Source organism: Nitrincola lacisaponensis (assembly GCF_000691225.1).
Lineage (GTDB): Bacteria > Pseudomonadota > Gammaproteobacteria > Pseudomonadales > Balneatricaceae > Nitrincola > Nitrincola lacisaponensis.
Genome location: NZ_JMSZ01000032.1, coordinates 484533 through 506623 on the forward strand (window position 1 = coordinate 484533; position 22091 = coordinate 506623).

18 protein-coding genes are annotated in these 22091 nt (G+C 51.7%); 10 read left to right on the top strand and 8 right to left on the bottom strand.

Translation table 11 applies throughout. The annotated features are described in order from the left end of the window. Positions 1-116 precede the first annotated feature (116 nt). The 3 genes from ADINL_RS12295 (at position 117) to ADINL_RS12305 (ending at position 4046) form a co-directional block, all read left to right on the top strand. Complete coding sequence (locus ADINL_RS12295) at positions 117-1154, top strand: extracellular solute-binding protein (protein ID WP_036548834.1); 1038 nt, start codon at positions 117-119, stop codon at positions 1152-1154. Between the two features lie 136 nt (positions 1155-1290). Further along, entirely contained in the window at positions 1291-2982 is a 1692-nt protein-coding gene (locus ADINL_RS12300; protein ID WP_084154502.1) for an ABC transporter permease, read from the top strand. Further along, positions 2979-4046: an ABC transporter ATP-binding protein gene (locus ADINL_RS12305; RefSeq protein ID WP_036548300.1), complete on the top strand. Its 1068-nt coding sequence runs from the start codon at positions 2979-2981 to the stop codon at positions 4044-4046. Before ADINL_RS12300 ends, ADINL_RS12305 begins: the two co-directional genes overlap by 4 nt. 26 nt (positions 4047-4072) lie before the next feature. Here the strand turns inward: ADINL_RS12305 and ADINL_RS12310 are convergent, their stop codons facing one another. Genes ADINL_RS12310 through pilB form a run of 3 tightly spaced genes read right to left on the bottom strand, consistent with a single transcriptional unit; the run spans position 4073 to position 7896 of the window. Continuing rightward, on the bottom strand, positions 4073-4921 hold the full coding sequence (locus tag ADINL_RS12310; protein WP_036548304.1) for a prepilin peptidase: 849 nt from the start codon (positions 4919-4921) through the stop codon (positions 4073-4075). 3 nt (positions 4922-4924) lie between these two features. Continuing rightward, complete coding sequence (locus ADINL_RS12315; protein ID WP_036548307.1) at positions 4925-6160, bottom strand: type II secretion system F family protein; 1236 nt, start codon at positions 6158-6160, stop codon at positions 4925-4927. 17 nt (positions 6161-6177) lie between these two features. Beyond that, positions 6178-7896, bottom strand: coding sequence for a type IV-A pilus assembly ATPase PilB (gene pilB / locus ADINL_RS12320; protein WP_036548310.1), 1719 nt, complete (start codon positions 7894-7896; stop codon positions 6178-6180). Between the two features lie 175 nt (positions 7897-8071). Here pilB and ADINL_RS12325 point away from each other — a divergent pair, with 175 nt between their 5' ends. Continuing rightward, positions 8072-9673, top strand: a complete 1602-nt coding sequence (locus ADINL_RS12325; protein WP_051632778.1) for a sensor histidine kinase — start codon at positions 8072-8074, stop codon at positions 9671-9673. Further along, on the top strand, positions 9670-11058 hold the full coding sequence (locus tag ADINL_RS12330) for a sigma-54-dependent transcriptional regulator (RefSeq protein WP_152547674.1): 1389 nt from the start codon (positions 9670-9672) through the stop codon (positions 11056-11058). Before ADINL_RS12325 ends, ADINL_RS12330 begins: the two co-directional genes overlap by 4 nt. Here ADINL_RS12330 and ppsR read toward each other — a convergent pair. Continuing rightward, positions 11055-11876, bottom strand: a complete 822-nt coding sequence (gene ppsR, locus ADINL_RS12335; RefSeq protein ID WP_036548312.1) for a posphoenolpyruvate synthetase regulatory kinase/phosphorylase PpsR — start codon at positions 11874-11876, stop codon at positions 11055-11057. The genes ADINL_RS12330 and ppsR overlap by 4 nt on opposite strands. A 173-nt stretch (positions 11877-12049) precedes the next feature. Here ppsR and ppsA point away from each other — a divergent pair, with 173 nt between their 5' ends. The 5 genes from ppsA to ADINL_RS12360 all read left to right on the top strand — a co-directional run bounded on the left by ppsA (position 12050) and on the right by ADINL_RS12360 (position 18907). Then, entirely contained in the window at positions 12050-14419 is a 2370-nt protein-coding gene (gene ppsA, locus ADINL_RS12340) for a phosphoenolpyruvate synthase (RefSeq protein WP_036548315.1), read from the top strand. 116 nt (positions 14420-14535) lie between these two features. Beyond that, entirely contained in the window at positions 14536-15324 is a 789-nt protein-coding gene (locus ADINL_RS12345) for a hypothetical protein (RefSeq protein WP_036548318.1), read from the top strand. Further along, positions 15321-16661 (top strand): AmpG family muropeptide MFS transporter, encoded by a 1341-nt coding sequence (locus tag ADINL_RS12350; RefSeq protein ID WP_239644384.1) that lies wholly within the window; start codon positions 15321-15323, stop codon positions 16659-16661. Before ADINL_RS12345 ends, ADINL_RS12350 begins: the two co-directional genes overlap by 4 nt. 113 nt (positions 16662-16774) lie before the next feature. Then, a complete protein-coding gene (locus tag ADINL_RS12355) occupies positions 16775-18598 on the top strand; it encodes a Na/Pi cotransporter family protein (RefSeq protein ID WP_036548321.1) in 1824 nt (607 codons plus the stop codon). 21 nt (positions 18599-18619) lie between these two features. Next, entirely contained in the window at positions 18620-18907 is a 288-nt protein-coding gene (locus tag ADINL_RS12360; RefSeq protein WP_036548324.1) for a hypothetical protein, read from the top strand. Here ADINL_RS12360 and ADINL_RS12365 read toward each other — a convergent pair. The 4 genes from ADINL_RS12365 to ADINL_RS12380 all read right to left on the bottom strand — a co-directional run bounded on the left by ADINL_RS12365 (position 18904) and on the right by ADINL_RS12380 (position 22066). Then, positions 18904-19716: an ABC transporter permease gene (locus ADINL_RS12365; RefSeq protein ID WP_338036395.1), complete on the bottom strand. Its 813-nt coding sequence runs from the start codon at positions 19714-19716 to the stop codon at positions 18904-18906. The two genes, ADINL_RS12360 and ADINL_RS12365, sit on opposite strands and share 4 nt — an antisense overlap. Beyond that, complete coding sequence (locus tag ADINL_RS12370) at positions 19716-20390, bottom strand: ABC transporter permease (protein WP_036548327.1); 675 nt, start codon at positions 20388-20390, stop codon at positions 19716-19718. The genes ADINL_RS12365 and ADINL_RS12370 overlap by 1 nt, the downstream gene beginning before the upstream one ends. An 83-nt stretch (positions 20391-20473) precedes the next feature. Beyond that, the gene (locus ADINL_RS12375) at positions 20474-21235 is read right to left on the bottom strand and encodes an ABC transporter substrate-binding protein (protein WP_036548330.1); all 762 of its coding nucleotides are present in this window, start codon (positions 21233-21235) and stop codon (positions 20474-20476) included. Positions 21236-21274: 39 nt separating this feature from the next. Next, positions 21275-22066, bottom strand: a complete 792-nt coding sequence (locus ADINL_RS12380) for an ABC transporter ATP-binding protein (RefSeq protein WP_036548852.1) — start codon at positions 22064-22066, stop codon at positions 21275-21277. Positions 22067-22091 lie beyond the last annotated feature (25 nt).

Sequence of the window (22091 nt, forward strand, 5' to 3'; positions counted from 1 at the left end):
AAATCAGTTGCATTTATGCGGGGGCTATTTTAGTATTTTTAACAAGATTGATTCTCAATGTTGATCAGATTCCAATCCTTATAATCAGTCCGCATATGGAGTGAGATGCAATGCCCATGAAAAAAATATTTAAACGCTCTGCCAAGGTTGCTCTGACAGCCTCCATTGCAGCTGCCAGTTTGTTTTCTGTAGCCGCCAGCGCCAGTGAAGTGAATGTGTATACGGACCGTCAGGAGTTCTTGATCGCGCCTCTGCTTGAAGCTTACACAGAAGCTACTGGAACCAAGGTGAATGTTGTATATGCCAGTGGTGGTATGGAAGAGCGTATCAAGGCAGAAGGTCGCAACAGTCCTGTTGACGTCGTGTTGACTGTGGACGTAGGGCGTTTGGTGGATATGGTTAATGAAGGGCTGACTCAGTCGGTTACCAGTCCTGCTCTTGAGGCTAACATTCCTGCAGAGTTTAGAGCAGAAGATGGTTCCTGGTATGGTCTGACCTTCCGTGCGCGCCCAGTATATGCTTCAAAAGAGCGTGTTGATCCTTCTGAAATTAATAGTTACCTGGACCTGGCTGATCCTAAATGGAAGGGCCGTATCTGTACCCGTCCAGGAGATCACGACTATAATCTCGGCTTGCTGGCTGCGATGATTTACCATCATGGTGAAGAGACTGCCCGCGAGTGGATTGAGGGAGTCAAGTCTAACCTGGCACGTGCACCTCAGGGTAATGACCGTGGTCAGGTAAAAAATATCTATGATGGTCTGTGTGATCTGGCAATTGTAAACACCTATTACATGGGTGCGATGCTGGCCAGTGACGAACAGCGCCCTTGGGCTGAATCAGTAAATCTGTTGTTCGTTGATCAGGATACTGTCGGTACACATATCAATATGTCCGGTGCTGTTGTTGCACGCCATTCACCTAATCTGGACCAGGCCATTGAGCTGCTGGAGTTCCTCTCAGACGACGTGGCGCAGCAGATGTATGCAGCCGGTAATACTGAATACCCGGTCAAAGAGGGTGTAGAGCGTTCAGACATTGTCAAAATGTGGGGCGAGCCAAAATTTGATGCTGAATCTCCGGGTGCGATTGCTGAGTACAAAGGATTGGCGCTTAGAATCATGAACGAAATAGACTACAATGCCGGGCCTTGATTGGCGAGCTCTGGAATAAAGTCTAAATCCCTGACTGGAGGTGTCATCGACACCTCCGGTTTTATTTTTTTATCTATCTCTGTCTGTGTGGCAAACAGCGAATGAGCTTGAGGGCGAGTGGAAATCACAGAAGTTTATGAGTAGTTATTCTTCCCTGGCATCCGGTATGTTCAAACGCTGGCGGGTGCGTCTCAATTTTGATTTCTGGACTCTTGGTAGCCTGCTGATTGCGGCTATCGTTCTTCTGCCTGTTTTTGCTGTAATTGTCCTGGCGATGTTCCCAACAGAGAACATCTGGCCGCATTTGATGGATACCGTTCTCCCTGGCTATATCCGTACCACGCTCTGGTTAATGCTGGGTGTCTGTGTTGGCACCTTTATTATCGGAACAGGGACCGCCTGGCTGGTAAGTATGTGCCGCTTTCCTGGGCGAGGCGTGTTTGAATGGGCGTTGTTGATCCCATTGGCAATGCCCGCGTATGTAGTTGCTTATGTGTATACGGATCTGCTGGAGTTTTCCGGTCCGCTCCAATCTATGCTTCGGGACACATTTGGTTGGCGCACGCCCCGGGATTACTGGTTTCCGGATATCCGCTCCCTGGGTGGGGCGATTACCATGATGGTGCTGGTGCTCTATCCCTATGTGTATTTACTGTCCCGTGCTGCGTTTATGGAGCAATCGGTCACCATGCTGGAAGCCAGCCGTACACTCGGATGTTCGCCCTGGCAAAGTTTTGTGCGTGTCGGTCTGCCTATTGCCAGACCCTCAATTGTTGTCGGTGTCATCCTGGCGTTGATGGAGGCGCTGAACGACTTTGGTACAGTCGACTATTTCGCAGTGCGTACGCTGACTGCCGGAATTTTTAATGTCTGGCTGCATATGCGCAACCTGGGTGGTGGTGCCCAGATTGCAGTGGTGCTGCTCATTTTTATCGTGGTGCTGATTCTGATCGAGCGTATGGCCAGACGCAAGAAACGCTATCATACGAGCACACGCAGTACGCCACCCGTCAGAATTCAGCTGAAAGGCTGGAAAGCGTGGGGAGCCGTTATTGCCTGCAGTTTGCCAATTCTGTTTGGCATTGTTATTCCGGGTGGTCAGTTGGTGATCTATTCGTTAAGCCACTATGAAGCCTCCTGGGCGGCGGGTTTTCCCATCTATGCACGTAACAGCCTGATGCTTTCAGCGATTGCAGCGGCTATCGCCGTGGCCTTGGGGCTATTTCTGGCATATGCTGGTCGTTTGGGCAGAGGGCCGCTGCTGACGGGTTGCCTGCGTATGGTATCGCTGGGTTATGCTGTACCGGGTGCGGTTCTGGCGGTTGGGATACTGTTTCCATTCGGCTATTTTGACAATTTTGTCGATGGTTTGATGCGAGAATATTTTGGTATCTCGACCGGCTTGTTGCTTTCCGGTACGGTCTTTATTCTGATTTATGCCTATGTGGCGCGCTTCCTGGCTTTGTCTTATGGCACCATGGAAGCTGGTTTGACACGTATCCGGCCCAATCTGGATGGCGCTGCCCGAACGCTGGGTCGAACCCCTTCCGGGGTGCTCCGTGATGTCCATGTGCCGATATTGCGTGGTAGTTTGGGTACAGCTGCCATTCTGGTGTTCGTGGATACCATGAAAGAGCTTCCTGCAACACTGGTGTTGCGGCCATTTAACTTCGACACGCTGGCAACACATGTGTATCAGTATGCCAAAGATGAGCAGATTGAACTGGCTGCGCTGGGTTCCCTGAGTATCGTGCTGGTTGGCCTGATCCCGACATTGTTGCTGTCTTACACCATTTCTCAAAGTCGTTCCGGAGGAAATACCCCATGAAACAGCTGGATACCGGACTTCAGTTAAAACAGATACGTCATGCTTTTGGTAGCCGGGAAGTCCTTAAGGGTGTTTCTGTGGGTGCTGAGGCGGGCGAGCTGGTCTGTTTATTGGGCTCTTCCGGGAGTGGTAAGTCCACTTTGCTGCGTTTGGCTGCAGGGCTTGAACCCATTCAGCAGGGGCGGATTACCATCGGTGGTGAACTGGTGGCTGAACCTGGATACCAGCTTCCTCCGGAGCGTCGTGGCGTTGGTTTAATGTTTCAGGACTTTGCACTGTTTCCGCATATCAATGTGATTCAGAACGTGATGTTTGGTCTGCGCGGGATTGCGCCCAAGGAAGCACTGGTGCGTGCTCAGCGATTGCTGGAACGCGTGGGTATGGCAGATTATCAGCAGGCCTATCCGCACACGCTCTCAGGTGGACAGCAGCAGCGAGTTGCTTTAGCCAGAGCCCTGGCTCCCGAGCCTCGGGTCATGCTGCTGGACGAGCCGTTCTCCGGGTTGGATACAACACTGCGTGCACAGGTGCGTGAAGAGACGGCTCACGTGCTGAAAGAGCGAGGGGTGGCGACCTTGCTGGTCACCCATGATCCGGAAGAGGCGATGGCGATGGCAGATCGCATCAAAATTCTGGGAGCCGATGGGCATCTGCGTCAATCAGGCACACCGGATGAGGTCTATTTCCGGCCTGCTGATACGTTTGTTGCCGGGCTTTTTGGTCCCATTAATCGTCTGTCGGGCTATGTCGAACAGGGATATGTACCCACACCTCTGGGTCGTGTTCCTGCGCCGGGGCATGCGGATGGTGCGCCAGTACAAATACTGGTGAGGCCTGAAGGGTTGAAAATCGGTGTGGCCGGTGGCGTACTGGTGGATCTGGTGTCAGTACGTCAACTGGGCGTTACCAAAGAAATTACGATTCGTCCGTGTGATATGGAGACCGGTATTTGCCCTGTCGAAGGGCAGTATAAGGCGCGGATTCTGGGGCCGATGCATCCGGTGGCTGAAGGTAAACACCGTGTGGCTATAGATCCGGATCTGGCGTTTGTGTTCCCGGGCTAATAAACAGCTGGCTGATTTAGCCCCTATTAGCCTCCCAGATACCAGCGCATCACTGGTTCACCCCAGAGAATGGCACACCAGCCAGCGATGGCAAGATAAGGTCCGAAGGGCAGGGGGTTAGCTGCCTGGTGTTTGCGCAGTGCGATCAGTACACCTGCCAGCAGGACACCTGCGATGGATGAAAACAGGATGATCATCGGAAGGCTGATGGCGCCTCCCCAGGCTCCCAGGGCAGCCAGAAGCTTGAAGTCTCCATAACCCATACCCTCCTTGCCAGTCAGCAGCTTGAAGCCCCAGTAGACACTCCAGAGAGCCAGATACCCCAGCGCTGCGCCCCAGACCGCACTACTGAGCGTGGTAAACAGTTCAAAACTGTTCAGCAGCAGTCCCAGCCATAGCAGGGGTAAGGTGATGCTGTCGGGCAGGAGTTGATGGTCTATGTCGATAAATGTCAGTGCAATTAATGCCCAGGTGAGGCACATCAGCGCCAGCCCCTGGGTCGTGAAGCCATACTGCCAGGCGACAATGCCGCACAACAGGCCGCTCAGAGCCTCAATGACAGGGTAGCGCACACTGATCGGCGCATGGCACTGACTGCATCGACCTTTGAGTATCAGCCAACTGATGACCGGGACATTTTCATACCAGCGAATCTGATGGCCGCACTGGTTGCAGCGGGAAGCTGGAACTGCCAGGTTGAATGTGTCGGTTGCTGCAGGTTCTTCAGGATGGGTGGCTGCGTGCCATTCACGCTCCATCATCACCGGTAGTCGAAAAATGACTACATTGAGAAAGCTGCCGACCAATAACGCCAGGGTCACTGAAAATAGAACGGCCCACCCTGAGTGAGCCGCAAAGAGTTCAAATGCAATCATGTGTTAGACAACGTTACCCAGCTGGAAGATTGGCAGGTACATTGCAATGACCAGACCGCCGACCAGGGTTCCGAGTACCACCATGATCAGCGGTTCGAGCAGACTGGACAGGTTGTCTACGGCATTGTCGACTTCTTCTTCATAGAAGCTGGCGATTTTGTCCAGCATGGTGTCAAGCGAACCGGCTTCTTCTCCGATGGCTATCATTTGTGTCACCATGGCCGGGTAGATGCCGGTCATGGTGACCGCATTCTGCAGGGATTGACCGGTAGAGACACCATTGCGTATCTGAATAATCGCAGTTCTGAATACTACGTTTCCGGAAGCCCCTGCAGCGGAATCCAGTGCTGATACCAAGGGTACACCTGCGGCAAAGGTTGTGGACAGGGTTCGGGCAAACCGGGCTATGGCGGCCTTGTACAGAATCTCACCCAGTACCGGTATTTTTAGAACAAAACGATCGACTGCATCATGAAATTTCTGTGATTTTTCCATGCCTTTGGTAAAGCCGAAGCCCAGCAACACAAAGCCGATCAGGGCAAAAAACCAGTATTTCTGTGCCAGGTCTGACAAGCCGATGACAAACAGAGTGAAAGCGGGCAGGTCGGCACCAAAACTGCGGAAAATATCCTGAAACTGAGGCACCACTTTTACCAGTAGAATGGCAGAAACAATAATACCTACCACGACAACTGCTGCGGGATAGGTCATTGCTTTTTTGATTTTGGCTTTCAGTGACTCAATTTTTTCTTTGTAGGTGGCGATACGATCCAGCATGGTTTCCAGTGCGCCGGATTGTTCTCCAGCCCGGACCAGTGAGCAGGTCAGGTCATCAAAGTATTTCGGGTGACGTGAGAGGGCGGTTGAGAAGTCGCTGCCACCGTTGACGTCGTTACGAATCTCATAGGTCAGTTCTTTGAGTTTCACCTTCTCGGTACCATTGGCAACGATTTCCAGCCCCTGCAGTAAGGGCACGCCGGATTTCATCATGGTAGCCATTTGCCGGGTAAAGAAGGCAATATCCAGGGGTTTTACCGGCTTGTTTTTGCTGCCCAGCAATGACAGACTGCTCTGTTTGGCAACCTTGCTGGGATTGATCCCCTGCTTGCGCAGCAAGGACTTGGCTATAGCAATGTTTTCCGCATCAATCTTGCCTTTGCTGCGGTTGCCACTACGATCTTTCCCTTCCCATTGGAACGTAACTTTTTTCTTTTCCTTTTTCGCTGCTGCTGTCGCCATCTGAGTTATTTCCCTGGTCAGGTTTTAATCACGCGATTCATTTCTTCAAGGCTGGTCAGGCCGTTGGCTACTTTGAGTAGCCCCGACTCACGTAGCGTTTTGAATCCCTGCTTTCGCGCAACACGCAGTATATCCAGTGAGGTACCATTTTCCATGATACATTCGGCGATCTCCTGAGTCATGGAAAGCATTTCATAAATGCCGACACGACCCTTGTAGCCCTTATTGCACTTGGAGCAGCCTTCGTGGTTGGCTTCATAGAGGTGCAGGTCGGGAATCTGTTCAGGTTTAAAGCCCTCTTCCAGTAATGTGGCTTCAGGCAGGGTGATTGGGCGCTTGCAGGATTCGCATAAGCGCCGTCCAAGACGTTGAGCAATAATCAGGCTGACCGAGGTCGCTACGTTAAAGGCCGGAACTCCCATGTTACGGAGTCGGGTCAGCGTTTCTGGAGCGCTGTTGGTGTGCAGTGTCGAAAGGACCATGTGGCCCGTTTGTGCTGCCTTAATGGCAATTTCAGCGGTTTCCAGGTCACGTATCTCACCCACCATGACCACGTCCGGGTCCTGACGCAGGAATGAGCGCAACGCTTCGGCAAAGGTTAGCCCGACCTTGGTATTTACGTGGACCTGGTTAATACCGTCCATATTGATTTCAACCGGATCTTCAGCGGTTGAAATGTTACGTTCCGCGGTATTGAGAATGTTCAGGCCGGTATAGAGGGTGACAGTTTTACCTGAACCTGTGGGGCCTGTGACCAGAATCATGCCCTGAGGCTGCTCCAGAGTGTTGAGATAGGTTTTTTTCTGGTCAGGTTCAAAGCCCAGTGCTTCAACACCTATCTGTGCACTGGTGGGGTCGAGTATACGCAGTACGATTTTTTCACCCCAGAGTGTTGGCAGGGTGTTTACACGGAAATCAATCGAGCGCGTTTTGGAAATTTTCATTTTGATGCGCCCGTCCTGAGGTACGCGTCTTTCTGAGATGTCCATCTGAGACATGACCTTCAGGCGCGCCGCAAGGCGGGTGGCGAGGTTCATCGGTGGACGATGCACCTCTTGCAAAATGCCATCGATACGACAACGTACCCGATAGCTTTTCTCATAGGGTTCGAAGTGAATATCGGATGCACCGGTTTTGATGGCATCCATCAGGACCTTGTTAATGAAGCGCACAATTGGCGCTTCACTGGCGGCATCTTCTGCTGACTGTTCTTCATCCTTCTGTTTGCTGGGGTCTTCAATATCCAGATTGTCGAGATCGGCATCTTCCAGGTCACCCAGTGCGGAACTCTGCTGTTGGTCCAGATAGATATCCAGTGCAGCAGAGAGCTTGTCTTCTTCGACGATAACGACTTCAGTGATAATCCCGGTCTGGAACTTGATCTCATCAATGCCCTGCATATTGGTTGGATCGGCAACGGCGACAAACAGACGGTTGTCACGTTTCATCAGAGGCAGGATATGGTGCTTGGTAATCAGTGCGTCAGAAACAATTTCTTTTGGCAGGGTATCGCTGGGAATGGCATCCAGGTCCAGCAGGGGCAAGCCAAACTCTTCAGCCGCTGCCGATGCGGCGCGGTGCGCACTGACCAGGCGCTGCTTGATGATATAGCTGACAAAGGGTTGTTTGGCGTCACGTGACTTCTGGATAGCATCCGTGGCAACCTCGGAGGAAAAAACGCCGTCCATAACCAGACGTCTGGCCAGTCCGCTGAGTGGTTGAGCCCCTTGTGCCACAGTAACTCCCAAGCTAATCTAGTGGTTTATAATCTTATAGCATAGCAATCAAATCACAGTTAATCACAGTTATCAATGACCTGTATTCTCCTGAGATGGGTAACCCGGTATTATTTGCCAAGGGATTGATCCGGCTCAAGGATTTCAGGTGACGCCACAACAGGATACGCAGTTTATGGAACAGAACCTAAAAGCCTGGCGTATTATGCGTCTGCTGACGGTTTATCGCATTGCTCTGGCGCTGTTGTTGGTTGCGTTGATCTATACCGGTTATCTTCCTGAGCCTCTGGGTGAGAGTTATCCGGGGTTATTTCTCGGCGCTGTATTCGCCTATGCCGTGTTTGCGGTGCTGGAGATTTATCCCTTGCTGCTGCGAACGCCAGATTTTACCTGGCAAGTGTATGTACACACCTGTGTCGATATCCTGCTGTTTACCCTGATGATGCATGCCAGTGGCGGTGTCAGCAGTGGTGTCGGGATGCTGTTGGTCGTCAGTATTGCCAATGCCAGTATGCTGTTGGCGGGACGCTTGTCGGTTTTCTTTGCTGCCTTGGCCTCTTTGGCTGTTCTTGGAGAGCAGTTTTACAGTCAGATACACGGTACGCCGAGTGCGTATAACTATTCGATGGCTGGTTTGCTGGGTTTAACCCTGTTGGTGACCTCGGTGTTGGCGGCTGTTTTGGCTCGTCAGGCGCGTGAAAATGCGGATTTGGCGCATGCGCGCGGTCTGGATCTTGCCAATATGTCGGAGCTGACTGAGCAGGTGATCAGTCAGATGTCTACGGGTGTCCTGGTGGTGGATCAGCAACAGCACGTGCGCTTGATTAATCAGGCTGCAAGGCGTTTGCTGGATGCTCCATCTCAGAGTCTGGGCGCACCACTGCAGCATTTCAGTGTTGAATTAAACTTGCAGCTGCACCTCTGGTGTGATGAAACGATTCATCAGCATGAGAAACGTCGTATCGATACGCTGCCTGCCAGTTTGCTGGTGCAGATTGTCCGTATCAGCAGTGGTGGCGACAGTCGTAAGGCCGGGGTGCTGATTTTTCTGGAAGATGCCGCTGTGGTTGAGGATCAGTCACAGCAACTTCGCCTGGCTGCCCTGGGACGCTTGACGGCGGGGATAGCGCATGAAATTCGTAATCCGCTAAGTGCTATTCGCCATGCCGGTGCCTTGCTGTCTGAGTCCAGTCATCTGCCTGCAGAAGATCAGCGTCTGACCGATATTATTCAGGACAACACTGCACGGGTGAACCGAATTGTTGAGGACGTATTGCAGCTTGGAAATCGAGATCGGATATCGCGTGAAGCCTTGACGCTGAATCACTGGTTGAGACATTTTCTCGATGAGCTGGCCTGTATCTATCCGCAGGTATCTGACGTAGTGCGTTTGGATGATCAAAGTGACGGACTGATTCGTGTTTATTTTGATAGCGGGCACCTGCATCAGATCCTGAGTAACCTGTGTCGCAATGCACTGGATTTTGCCGCGTGCTCGACTGATGTACCGGAAGTGATAGTACGGCTGTCTGGTGGTGGAGGGCGAATGACCTTTATTGAGGTGGTGAATAACGGCCCACCAGTTGCTCAGCAGGATCGTGAACGACTGTTTGAGCCATTTTTTACGACTACAGCCAAGGGGACCGGCCTGGGTTTGTATCTGTCACGCGAGTTGGCGCAAGCCAATCAATGCCATCTGGCGCATCAACAACTGCAAGGCTATACCTGCTTTCGTTTGAGCTTCAGTGCTCAGGCGACTCTCGGGGAGACTGAATGAAATCACTGAATATTACTGATGGACGCCCTCGGGTTCTGGTTGTCGACGACGAGCCGGATATCCGCGAGTTGATTCGCCTGACACTTGAACGTATGCAGGTGGATTGCCTCGAAGCCTCGACGCTCAAAGAGGCGCTGGTGTTACTGGAGCAGCAAGGCCCCAGGGGTATACAGTTGTGTCTGACCGATATGCGCTTACCGGATGGTAACGGCATGGATCTGATTTATCGCATTCAGCGTTATTACGCGCAGATACCTGTAGCGATGATCACGGCACATGGCAACATGAGCAGTGCGATAGAGGCCTTGAAAGCGGGCGCGTTCGATTTTCTGAACAAGCCGGTAGAGTTGCAAACGCTGCGTAATCTGGTCAGCTCAGCCGTGCGTCTGGACCACAGCGCTGAAATCACACCAGCGTGTGATCCGGGTCCTGAACTGATGGGAAATTCGGAGGCGGTCGAAAAGATCCGTACACTGGTAAGCCGGTTGGCAAGAAGTCTGGCGCCAGTGCATATACATGGCGAGTCAGGTACCGGAAAAGAGCTGGTTGCGCGTATGCTGCATCATCGCAGTCATCGTTGTGATAAGCCTTTTATTGCGGTGAACTGTGGCGCAATTCCGGCTGATCTGATGGAAAGTGAGTTTTTTGGTCATCGGAAGGGCAGCTTTACGGGTGCGATACAGCACAAGGAGGGCTTGTTTCAGGCGGCTGAAGGCGGAACCCTGTTTCTGGACGAGGTCGCTGATCTGCCTCTGGATATGCAGGTTAAGCTGCTGCGTGCTATCCAGGAAAAGTCGGTGCGTCCTGTGGGGGCGCAGAAGGAAGAATATGTTGATGTACGTATCGTCAGTGCAACACATGAAGACCTGGCAACCAAGGTAGAGCAGGGTGAATTTAGAGAAGATCTTTATTATCGAATCAATGTTATAGAGCTTAAAGTTCCTCCTTTACGTGAGCATTTGGAGGACCTGCCATACCTGGCGGCACACTTTTTGTCGCAGATGGCGCTTGAGATGGGACGGCCTGTACCCCGGCTTTCTGAAACAGCGCTACAGCGCCTGTGTCAGCACCGCTTTCCCGGTAATGTGCGTGAGCTGGAAAATGTACTGGCACGTGCTATTACGCTGAACGAGAGCGATGTAATAGAAGCTGAAGATATTCAGACCGATGGCCGTTCAGTGCCCACATCAGAAAGTGTGATGGTCGCTGATGATCTGGACGCGATCTGTCAGGTAGGGCTTGAGGCTTATATGGAAACCGTTGAACGACAGATACTGAAGCGGGCATTGGCTGCGGCTGATTTCAATAAAACCGCAGCGGCCCGTCAGCTGGGTATCTCGTTCCGAACACTGCGCTACCGATTGAAAAAGCTCCAGATGGATTAAACGATGCGGCGGGTCAGTCCTGCCTCCGCCATAATTCGGGTTGCAATTTCTTCGACGGAAAAGTGTGTCGTATTGATCATGCTGATATTCAGTTGTTTGAAGCGCCTTTCTACCTCTCGTACTTCAAATTCGCATTGTTCCAGTGATGCGTAGCGACTGTTGGGGCGGCGTTCGTGTCGGATCGCAGCCAGGTGAAACGGATCAATGGTCAGGCCAAACAGTTTGTCCCGGTGTTGCATGAGAATGTCCGGCAGTCCTGCTGTTTCGAGATCGTCGATGGTGATGGGGTAATTTGCTGCGCGTATGCCAAATTGCAGTGCCATATAAAGGCAGGTGGGTGTCTTGCCACAGCGGGAGACTCCGACCAGAATCAGGTCAGCTTTGCTGTACTGCTGTACCCGTCCTCCATCATCATTATCCAGTGCAAAGTTAACGGATGCGATGCGCTCTTTGTAGCGACTGGACTCATTGATGGCATGGGATTTCCCGACAGAGTAGGAGGAATGTAACTGCAGTTCCTGCTCCAGTGGCTTGAGGAAGGTTTCGAATACATCAATTTTGAAACCGTTTGATGAGGCGATGGTTTCCCTGATGTCCGGGTTGACGATGGTGTCGAATACGATAGCGGCCTGACCGTCTTTCTGGCAGGCATCGTTGATTTTGATGACCACATTCCGGGCTTTTTCAAGAGTATCGATATAGGGCAGGGTGATCATATCGAACTGTATGCCTTCAAACTGGGTCAGCAGACTGTTACCAAGTGTTTCCGCAGTAATACCGGTGCCGTCGGAGATAAAAAAAGCCGTTCGTTTGTTCACGCAGGATACCTGTTCAGTCCATTAAATAGCTGTCTTCAGTCTGTTGATGTAGTTTCTTTACATCACGGCTGAGGCAAGGATTTTTTATTTTAACTGAAGTATCATCGTTGTTTTAGTGCCGATACAAAAATGACTCGCGGCGGATAATCACTCAAACGACAGGAGAGTTTACCTTGCAGGATTATGTCATACGTCTTGATCAGGCAGGCATGGGCGATGTATATAAGGTGGGCGGCAAGAACGCATCGCTAGGCGAAATGATCCATCAATTGAAGGATATGGGCGTCAGGGTGCCGGGTGGTTTTGCAACCACGGCTCAAGCCTATCGGGACTATCTGCAGCATAACGGTCTGGTTGATAAGATCAATGCACTTCTGGATCAGCTGGACAGTAATGATACCCGCGCATTGGCAGATACGGGGCGGACACTGCGCGAATGGATTATGGCAGGTGAGTTTCAGCCAGCACTTGATGCTGCCATTACCGAAGCCTACCAGACCATGTCTGAAGGTCAGGACATTTCTGTTGCAGTACGCTCTTCGGCTACAGCGGAAGATTTGCCTGATGCCTCGTTTGCGGGTCAGCAGGAAACCTATCTGAACATTCGTGGCCTGGACAATATCAAGCAGGCGATCAAACAGGTATTCGCTTCACTCTACAATGATCGTGCCATTTCCTATCGTGTCCATCGTGGGTTTGTCCATAGCGAGGTTGCGCTTTCGGCGGGTATACAGCGTATGGTGCGTAGCGAGACCGGTGCATCTGGTGTGATGTTCTCGCTGGATACCGAGTCAGGTTTCAAGCAGGTGGTCTTTATTACGGCCGCCTATGGTCTGGGTGAAACGGTTGTGCAAGGTGCCGTGAATCCAGATGAGTTTTATGTCTACAAGCCCACGTTAAATCTGGGTGCGCCTGCGATACTGCGTCGTAATCTGGGCTCCAAGGCTATCAAGATGGTGTATGGCGGCGATGGTACCACAGCCGGTGCCGTTGAAACCGTGGATGTGCCACGGGAGGCTCGTGACCGTTTTTGCATCAATGATGCAGATGTTGAGGCGCTGGCCCGAATCGCCGTGATTATTGAGCAGCACTATGGTCGGCCCATGGATATTGAGTGGGCCAAAGATGGTGATGATGGCGAGTTGTATATTGTTCAGGCTCGCCCTGAGACGGTCAGAAGTCAGAACTCTTCTGCAGTTATGGAACGTTACCTGTTGAAAGAAAAGGGTAAGGTACTGGTTGAGGGGCGTTCAATTGGCCATCGTATCGGCTCGGGTTCTGTTCGTGTCGTGGAGTCGATTGATCAGATGCATGACGTGCAGCCAGGTGATGTGCTGGTGACGGATATGACGGACCCTGACTGGGAGCCTGTGATGAAACGGGCGGCTGCGATTATCACCAACCGGGGCGGGCGCACCTGTCATGCAGCGATTATTGCACGAGAGCTGGGTATTCCGGCTATCGTCGGTTGTGGCGATGCAACTGAACGTCTGGTTAATGGTCAGTTGGTCACTGTTTCCTGTGCCGAGGGCGATACCGGACGTGCCTATGAGGGGCGGCTGGCATTTGAGCATCAGACCAGCAGTGTCGAGTCCATGCCAGCCTTGCCATTTGAAATCATGATGAACGTTGGTAATCCTGACCGGGCGTTTGACTTCCAGTCACTGCCCAGTGCCGGTGTTGGTCTGGCACGCCTGGAGTTTATCATTAACCGGATGATCGGTGTTCACCCCAAGGCCTTGTTGAACTTTGATCAGCAACCACGTGATATTAAACAGATTATCACACGTCGAATTGCCGGTTATGCGTCGCCTGTCGATTTTTATGTCGACAAGCTGGTTGAAGGGATTTCGACCCTGGCGGCAGCCTTTTATCCGCGCAAGGTCATTGTGCGTATGTCAGATTTCAAGTCGAATGAGTACGGACATCTGATCGGTGGTGACCGTTATGAGCCGGCAGAAGAAAACCCGATGCTGGGATTCCGCGGTGCTGCACGTTACATTTCTGAAACCTTCCAGGACTGCTTTGAACTGGAGTGTCGTGCTCTGAAGCGGGTGCGTGATGAAATGAAACTGACCAATGTCGAAATCATGGTGCCTTTCGTGCGTACCGTGGGTGAGGCGCGTCAGGTTGTGGAGCTGTTGGCACATAATGGCTTGAAGCGTGGCGACAATGGTTTGCGGTTGATCATGATGTGCGAGATTCCGTCGAATGCGCTGTTGGCTCAGCAGTTCCTGGAATACTTTGATGGTTTCTCTATTGGTTCCAACGATCTGACTCAGTTGACCCTTGGGTTGGATCGTGATTCGGGCATCATTGCGCATTTGTTTGATGAACGGAATGAAGCGGTGAAACTCTTGCTCGGTATGGCGATCAAAGCCTGTAGAGACGCAGATAAATACATCGGCATTTGTGGTCAGGGGCCTTCCGACCATCCTGATCTTGCACGCTGGTTGATGGAGCAGGGAATCTCCAGTGTATCGCTGAATCCTGACTCGGTTCTGGATACCTGGTTTTTCCTGGCCAATGAAAAGGGTGAGTGAATGCTGAAAACAGGCGCCCCACGGGGCGCCTGTTAATGTTGAGGAAGCGAAAAGCTTCCTGTCTCCTGAGTATTTTCTGTTACACTAGGCAGGTTGTATTGGGAGCACGAACACACATGACTGCAGAACTCTCTTTTCGGATTCGTGAGATCAGGCGTTTCCTGCTGGTAATTTTTTCCAGTGCCGCGGGTCGGCGAATTTTAATGATCCATCTGCTGAATACGCTGGTATTGGCTGGCATGATTCTGATGGGCATCGTTTTGGCATTTTTTGCCCTGTTCGATGGTTATTTGCCCAGTCGTCGTGATCTCGGTACCACCTTCTTATCGCTTTACCTGTTTTTACTGGTAATGCCATTGGCAACCATGCCGTTTTTTTCCTTTAAAGACCTGTTCAACGCATTAGCCCACTGGCTGACACGTCGTCGTCTGTTCAATGACCTGAGTCAGCATGTTTTTTACCGCAAGAATCGTAATGGCAGCATTACGCTTCATTTGGCCAAGGCGCATACGCTGCTGCATGAAAAGCATTGCTTGTTGAAGGAAACAGCCGGTAAAACCAGCAACATCAGTCGTCAGTTGGCAACTTCGCTGGCGCGCTCAATCCGTGATGCAGTCCAGCTATCCAGACAGTTGGTGGGTAAAGGCCAGTTGCAGCCGGATCAGCCAATTGTAGGAGCAACCTACAGCTATCTGTTTGGTGCTGCCCGCAGCAAGTTGGGCTTGAAGCGTATACCTCCTTCACGCTGGACAGGCTGGTTCAGTGGTATTTTTCTGCGCTACGGGGTGTTGCACGCAGTGTTCATGTATTTTGTTATTCATGAGCAGCTGCCACCTGAATTTGACCCTGTGTATTTTATGGCGCAGGTCAGTGATGTGATTGGCGAAGGATCGAAATCCAGTTGATTTCACTGCTGACACCCTGGTTAGAGGCATACCGCGACCGACGTATGCTGACTCTGCTGGCGTTGGGGTTTTCCAGTGGTTTGCCGGCACCTCTGGTATTCTCCAATTTGTCTATCTGGTTGCGAGATGAGGGCGTCAGCCGTTCTGATATCGGTTTGTTTGCCCTTGCTGCAACGCCTTATGCGATCAATTTTCTGTGGGCTCCTCTGATTGATCGTCTGCGCTTGCCCTGGCTGACTGCACGTTTTGGTCGTCGGCGAGGATGGGCTTTGATGACACAAAGCCTGCTGATTCTGGCGATTATCCTGCTGTCCTATACCAATCCATCTGAAGGTCTCTGGCTGATGGCGGCCGCGGTGCTGTTTGTGACCTTTATTTCCGCAACTCAGGATATTGTGATTGACGCTTACCGTATCGAGATACTGGAATTGCATCAGTATGGCAGTGGCTCTGCAGCGGGTATCTGGGGCTGGCACCTGGGAGGTACCCTGGTTGGTGGTGCTGGCGGCCTGTATCTGGCTGAAGCCTTTGGCTGGAATGCAGCCTATTTGCTGCTGTCTGTCGGTGTGCTGATCGGCATGATGGCGGTATTGATGAGTCCTGAGCCCAAAGTGATGCCCCCGGCCGAGACGCTCGCAGAAGAGCAGCGTGCCTTGGCATTATTGGAACGCTGGACGTTCTTGCCTGAAATTCCCAGGCGTATAGTGGGTTGGTTTTACCTGACCATAGCGGCTCCGTTACTGGAGTTTACCCGGCGTAAAGGCTGGTTGCTGATACTGATTTTTATCTTTGTCTTCAAGCTGGGTGATGCCCTGTTGGGCCGTATGTCGGGTGTGTTTTATCGTGAGTTGGGCTTCAGTCTCTCGGAAATTGCTGAAGTGGCCAAGGTATATGGTTTGACTGCCAACCTGATTGGCATTGTTTTGGGCGGTGTGCTGGTGGCTAAAATCGGCATTCTCAAGGCGCTGTTTTTATCGGGACTGGCGACTGCGGCGACCAATCTGACTTACTCCTGGCTGGCATTATCGGGGCAGTCTACGGAAGTGTTTATCTTTGCTGTCGCTTCAGACAACTTTACGACAGGGCTGGTGACGGTGGCTCTGGTGGCTTACTTGTCTTCATTGTGTAACAGTGCCTACACGGCTACCCAGTATGCCTTGCTGGCGTCACTCGCCAATCTGGCGCGCATCTGGTTCTCGGCAACCAGTGGTTTCATGGTTGATTCTCTGGACGGGGACTGGGCGGTATTCTTCCTGCTGTGTGCGGTGATTGCACTGGTTGGTTTGCCACTGTTGCTGATGATTATGCGTCGCTATCCAATCCGCACGTTGAGTTGACCTGTGGTTCTGATCCGACTTGACGGATCTGCTTTCCTATTTGCTTTTCTTCAGTGCCGCAATCATAGTAAGAGTCTGATAGCTATAAGAATCCATTGCAGGAAGCGCTGCCCATGCTAAAAAAAATCACCTTGATTGCTGTTGTTTCAGTGCTGGTTTATGCCTTCTGGGTCAGTGCTGACTTTACGGAGATCGCTGCGGGCGTTGCACTGTTCATGTTTGGCATGCTGTGCCTTGAGGATGGCTTTAAGGCCTTTACCGGAGGCACGCTGGAAACCATCCTCAGGAAATCGACTGATAGCCTCTGGAAAAGTCTGCTTTTTGGTATCAGCAGCACGACATTGATGCAGTCCAGCTCACTCGTCTCGTTGATCACGGTGTCCTTTGTCAGTTCAGAAATGATCACGCTGGCTGCCGGAATCGGTATTATCATGGGCGCCAATATCGGGACGACGACAGGTGCCTGGCTGATTGCCGGACTGGGTTTGAAGGTCGATATAGCAGCCTATGCCATGCCGGTTCTGGTGTTTGGCATGGTGTTTGTCATGCAGAAGGGCAAGACGCTGCGCGGGCTGGGTTATCTGATGCTGGGCTTCGCCTTCTTGTTTCTTGGCATCCACTACATGAAAGAGGGGTTTGAGTCCTTTCAGCAAAGCTTTGATCTGTCTGCCTATGGCATGACCGGGCTGACCGGATTGCTGGTCTTTACCCTGATGGGCATGCTGGTGACTGTGGTGATGCAATCCAGCCATGCCACACTACTGATTATCATCACTGCCTTGTCAGCCGGTCAGGTCAGTTATGAAAATGCGCTGGCATTGGCGATCGGTGCCAATCTGGGCAGTACTGTTACCATTGTGCTGGGCAGTATCGCGGCCAACCTGGGCGGCAAGCGCCTGGCGGCCTCTCATGTTTTGTTTAACGTTATTACAGCCGGTGTTGCGATTGTGTTTATCAGTCAGTTGGCCTGGCTGGTGGACCATCTGGCGGCGCTGTTGGGTATTCGCGCAGATGACTATCTGTTGAAGCTGGCGCTGTTCCATACGTTGTTTAACGTATTGGGAGTGGTGCTATTGACGCCTTGGGTCTCACGGCTGGAAGGTTTGCTGATTCGCCATATTCAGTTCAAACCGAAGGGTATCGAGCAGCCGCTTTATCTGATGCCTGAGGCGTTGGAAACTCCTTTGACAGCCGTGAATGCAGTACGAAAAGAGGTCAGACACCTGTTTGATAATGCCTATGGTTTGCTGGCGCATGGTTTGAGCCTCAAGCGCAATACCATAGACTCCCAGGAATCCCTCAGTGAGGCGGTTAAATATACCCGACGAATCTTTCCGATTGACGTCGAAGACGCCTATGAAGAAAAAATAAAAAGCCTGCATAATGAAATTGTAGCCTTTATAGCGGATGCTCAGTTGCGTGAGTCAACACGTTTGGCGACTGAAGAGCTGTATGTGTTGCGACAGGCCAGTCGTGATATTGTGGAAGCAGTGAAAGGGATGAAGCATTTACATACCAATCTTTCACAGTATGGTTTGTCCAGTAACCTGGCAGTACGCGAGCGCTACGATCAGATACGCCTGCATCTGGCAAAGCTATTGCGCGAGCTGCGTCAGTTGTTACGAGATGAACCTGATGAGGTATCCAACCTGTCACTGGATGCCTTGCGCTTGTCATCGCAAAAAGCCAGTCGTAAGCTGATGGATGAACTGGATGAGATGATACGCCATCGTCGTATTGCGACATCGATTGCCACCTCTATTATGAATGATGAGGCCTATGTGACAGATATTGGTAATAATCTGTTGGATGCTGCCGCCACTCTGATAGGTCGACCTGTCGCCGGTGCAGCAGAGCAGCAACTGGTATTGAATGATGAAGAAATCGCGCAGTTGGTGGACAAGGAATCGGTGGCTGATGAGACCTCCAGGCCCTGAAACACCTATCGGAGTGGTGTTATGAACGTAAAAAAGCTGCTGGAGCGGGTCAGGTTGTTTCTGGATGCGGATACGCAGACCCAATTGCATGAAATACGCTCAATCCGCAAGGTCCTGAAAGCGCTCAAGGAAAAGGAACGGGAGTTGCAGGCCAGTCTTGAGCATGAGAAGGATGATGAAGCGCGTGAGGCCTTGCAGTTGCATCTGGAAGTGATTTATGCGCAGCGTAAAAAAGGTGTTGATCGGGTGTTGCAGCTTAAGGAAGCGCTGAAGCCAGAAGAGGATATATTACAGCGCCCGCTGGATTAGCGGGCGTTGTCTTCAATATGCTTGTCGCGCAGTTGCGCATCCAGTTTGTTTACAGGCATCCGCGTCGCGTGTTGATGGGCATTGTACCAGTTCTCCAGCAAGCGGAAGAAACCTATCAGAATGGCCGTCAGCATCAGATACAGCGCGCCTGCCAGCAGGAAAAACTCCAGGCTCATGTAAGTGCGGGCGATGGCGCCACGGGTTGCACCCATCAAGTCAAGCAGAGTGATGGTTGATGCCAGTGCACTGCCTTTCAGCATCAGAATGACCTCATTACCATAGGCTGGCAGAATAATGCCAAATGCGCGCGGCAGGATAATATGCTGATACTGTTTGCGTCTGCTCATGCCCAGCGATTGAGCTGCTTCAACTTCGCCTTTGGGGACGGCCTGGATAGCTCCCCTGAACAATTCAGCAATATAGGCTGAGGTGTTCAGGCTGAATGCAATAATGGCGCACCAGTAAGGCTGTGATAATACATCGGTCCAGATCCAGCCCAGATTGCGCAGACTTTCAAATTGCGACAGGCCGTAGTAAACCAGGAAAATCTGAACTAAGAGCGGAGTGCCCCGGAAAAAGAAAATGTAACAGTAGGGCAGTACCCAGAGCCATGGGCTCTTGGCTATTCGCATCAATGCCAGGGGAATGGCCATGATAAACCCTGCAATTCCGGATACGATCACCAGCTGTAATGTGACCCAGACGCCATCCATGAGGCGAGGCAGGTAACGGGCATAGGAGTCCCAGGGCTCAGCGCCCTGGGTCAGGGTCAGTAGCCATTGCGAGAATTGGATAATCAGCTCACTCATCAGCGTGCTCCCTGCCAGGGGCGGTTAGCGCGCATCTCCAGGAGACGTATAACCTGCATGAAAATAATGGTCAGGAGCAGGTAGATAAACGCTGCAGCAAGATAAAAAGTAAAGGGCAGTTTGGTGAAGCCTGCTGCGACATACGCCTGGCGCATCAGGTCGTCCAGGCCGATGACCGAGACCAGAGCTGTGTCTTTCAGCAGCACCAGGAACAGATTGCCAAGACCCGGGATGGCTATACGCCAGAGTTGCGGCATGAGAATGCGGGTGAAGGTCTGCCAGCGATTCATGCCCATGGCCATGGCGGACTCGCGCTGACCTTTGGGAATTTCCTGCAAGGCGCTGCGAAAGACTTCAGTTGCATACGCACCAAAAGCAATGGATAGTGCTGTGACACCGGCGGCAAATGCGCTGATTTCAATATACTGGTCAAACAGGCGCAGTAACAGCTCGGTGGTGCCGAAGTAGATGATCAGTACCAGCAGTAGTTCCGGAACGCCCCGGATCAGGGTGGTATAGGTAGTCGCAATCCAGCGCAGTGCACGCACAGGGGAAAGCTTGGCAGCGGCGCCAATCAGACCGAGCAGTAAACCAAAAAACAGGCTGGTAAATGCCAGTTTTAATGTGATCCAGGTACCTGCCAGCAGCAGATGACCAAAACCGTGTAAATCCATGCAAATGCTCACATAGCCAATTAAAAAACAAAGGGCCGGTGACAGCCTTGACTGCTATACCGGCCCTTCAATCCGCTCAGCGATCAGTAGATCGAGAAGGGGAAGTATTTTGCGTTGATTTCGGCATAGGTGCCGTCTTCGACAATGGCTTCCAGTGCCGCATTAAAGCGCTCTTTCAGCTCAGTATCATTCAGGCGTACGGCAATCGCGATCTTGTCATCGATATCGATATCGTCGCCCTTGAACTCAAAGTTGCCACCGGCATCTGTCTGCAGCCAGTCATAGGCCGGGAACTTGTCGGATACCATACCATCCAGTCGGCCAGCAGCCAGATCCAGATAAGCATTATCCTGAGTATCATACAGGCGCACATTCACGACACTGCCTAACTCGTCTTCAAGATACTGACCTGCAATCGTTGCACGCTGTGCGCCCAGGGTTTTTCCTGCCAGGCTATCCGCATCGGTAGCCATGTCGCTGCCTTTGGGGCCGATAAATGCCAGTACGTTTGAGTAGTAGGGATTGGTGAAGGCGACGACACGCTCACGCTCTTCAGTGATGGACATAGACGCAATAATTGCGTCATAACGACGTGCGCGCAGTCCGGGAATGATACCATCCCAGTCCTGAGTCACGATTTCACAATTGGCTTCCATTTTTTCACACAGAGCATTGGCAATTTCTACATCGAAGCCGCCAGGCTGGCCAGAGCTGTCGATAAAATTGAAAGGCGCGTAGGCACCCTCAGTGGCAATACGGATGGTGTCAGCCATGGCGGCCGGCGCAATCATTGCAGCAGAGGCCATCAATACGGCAGATGACACAAGTTTTTTCGACCATTGCATAGTTAAACTTCCTTTCAGTTCTCTTAAGTTGTCTTTCTTTTATAGATGACTGGATAAAAATTCTCTACATCGATCTGATTTTGGATGACGGAAAACTTCATCAGGCGGGCCGAACTCTTCAACACGCCCCTGATGCAAAAACATGACCTGGCTGGAAACATCGCGCGCAAAACGCATTTCATGAGTCACAATCAGCATGGTGCGACCTTCTTCAGCCAGGCTCTGCATGACACCAAGCACTTCATTTACCAGCTCAGGATCAAGTGCTGAGGTAGGTTCGTCAAACAGCAGCACCTCAGGGTCCATCGCGAGCGTGCGTGCGATGGCAATACGTTGCTGTTGACCACCGGACAGGTTGCCAGGGTAGGATTTGGCCTTGTCAGCCAGACCGACCTTCTCCAGTAGCGCCAGTGCGCGTTCACGTGACGCTTGCTTGCTTCGGCCTTTTACCAGGACCGGCGCCAGCATGATGTTTTCCAGGACCGTCATGTGAGGCCATAGATTGAAATTTTGAAAGACAAAACCGATGCGAGCTCGCATCATTTCCAGCTGGCGTCGTTTACGCGCTTCCAGCTCGCCTTGGGCATTCGCTACCAGGTCGAGCGTTTCACCGCGCAGGGAAATGGATCCCTGGGAAGGATGTTCCAGCAGATTCAGGCAGCGCAGAAAAGTCGATTTTCCCGAGCCACTGGAGCCGATAATTGAAATGACATCGCCATCCTGAGCCGTGAGGGAGATGCCTTTAAGCACTTCGATTTGTCCGTAGCGCTTATGCAGATCCTTGACTTCAAGCGTAGCAGGACGTTCAGTGATATGAGTTTCTGGATTCATGAAAGACAGCGTATAAGAATTGTTA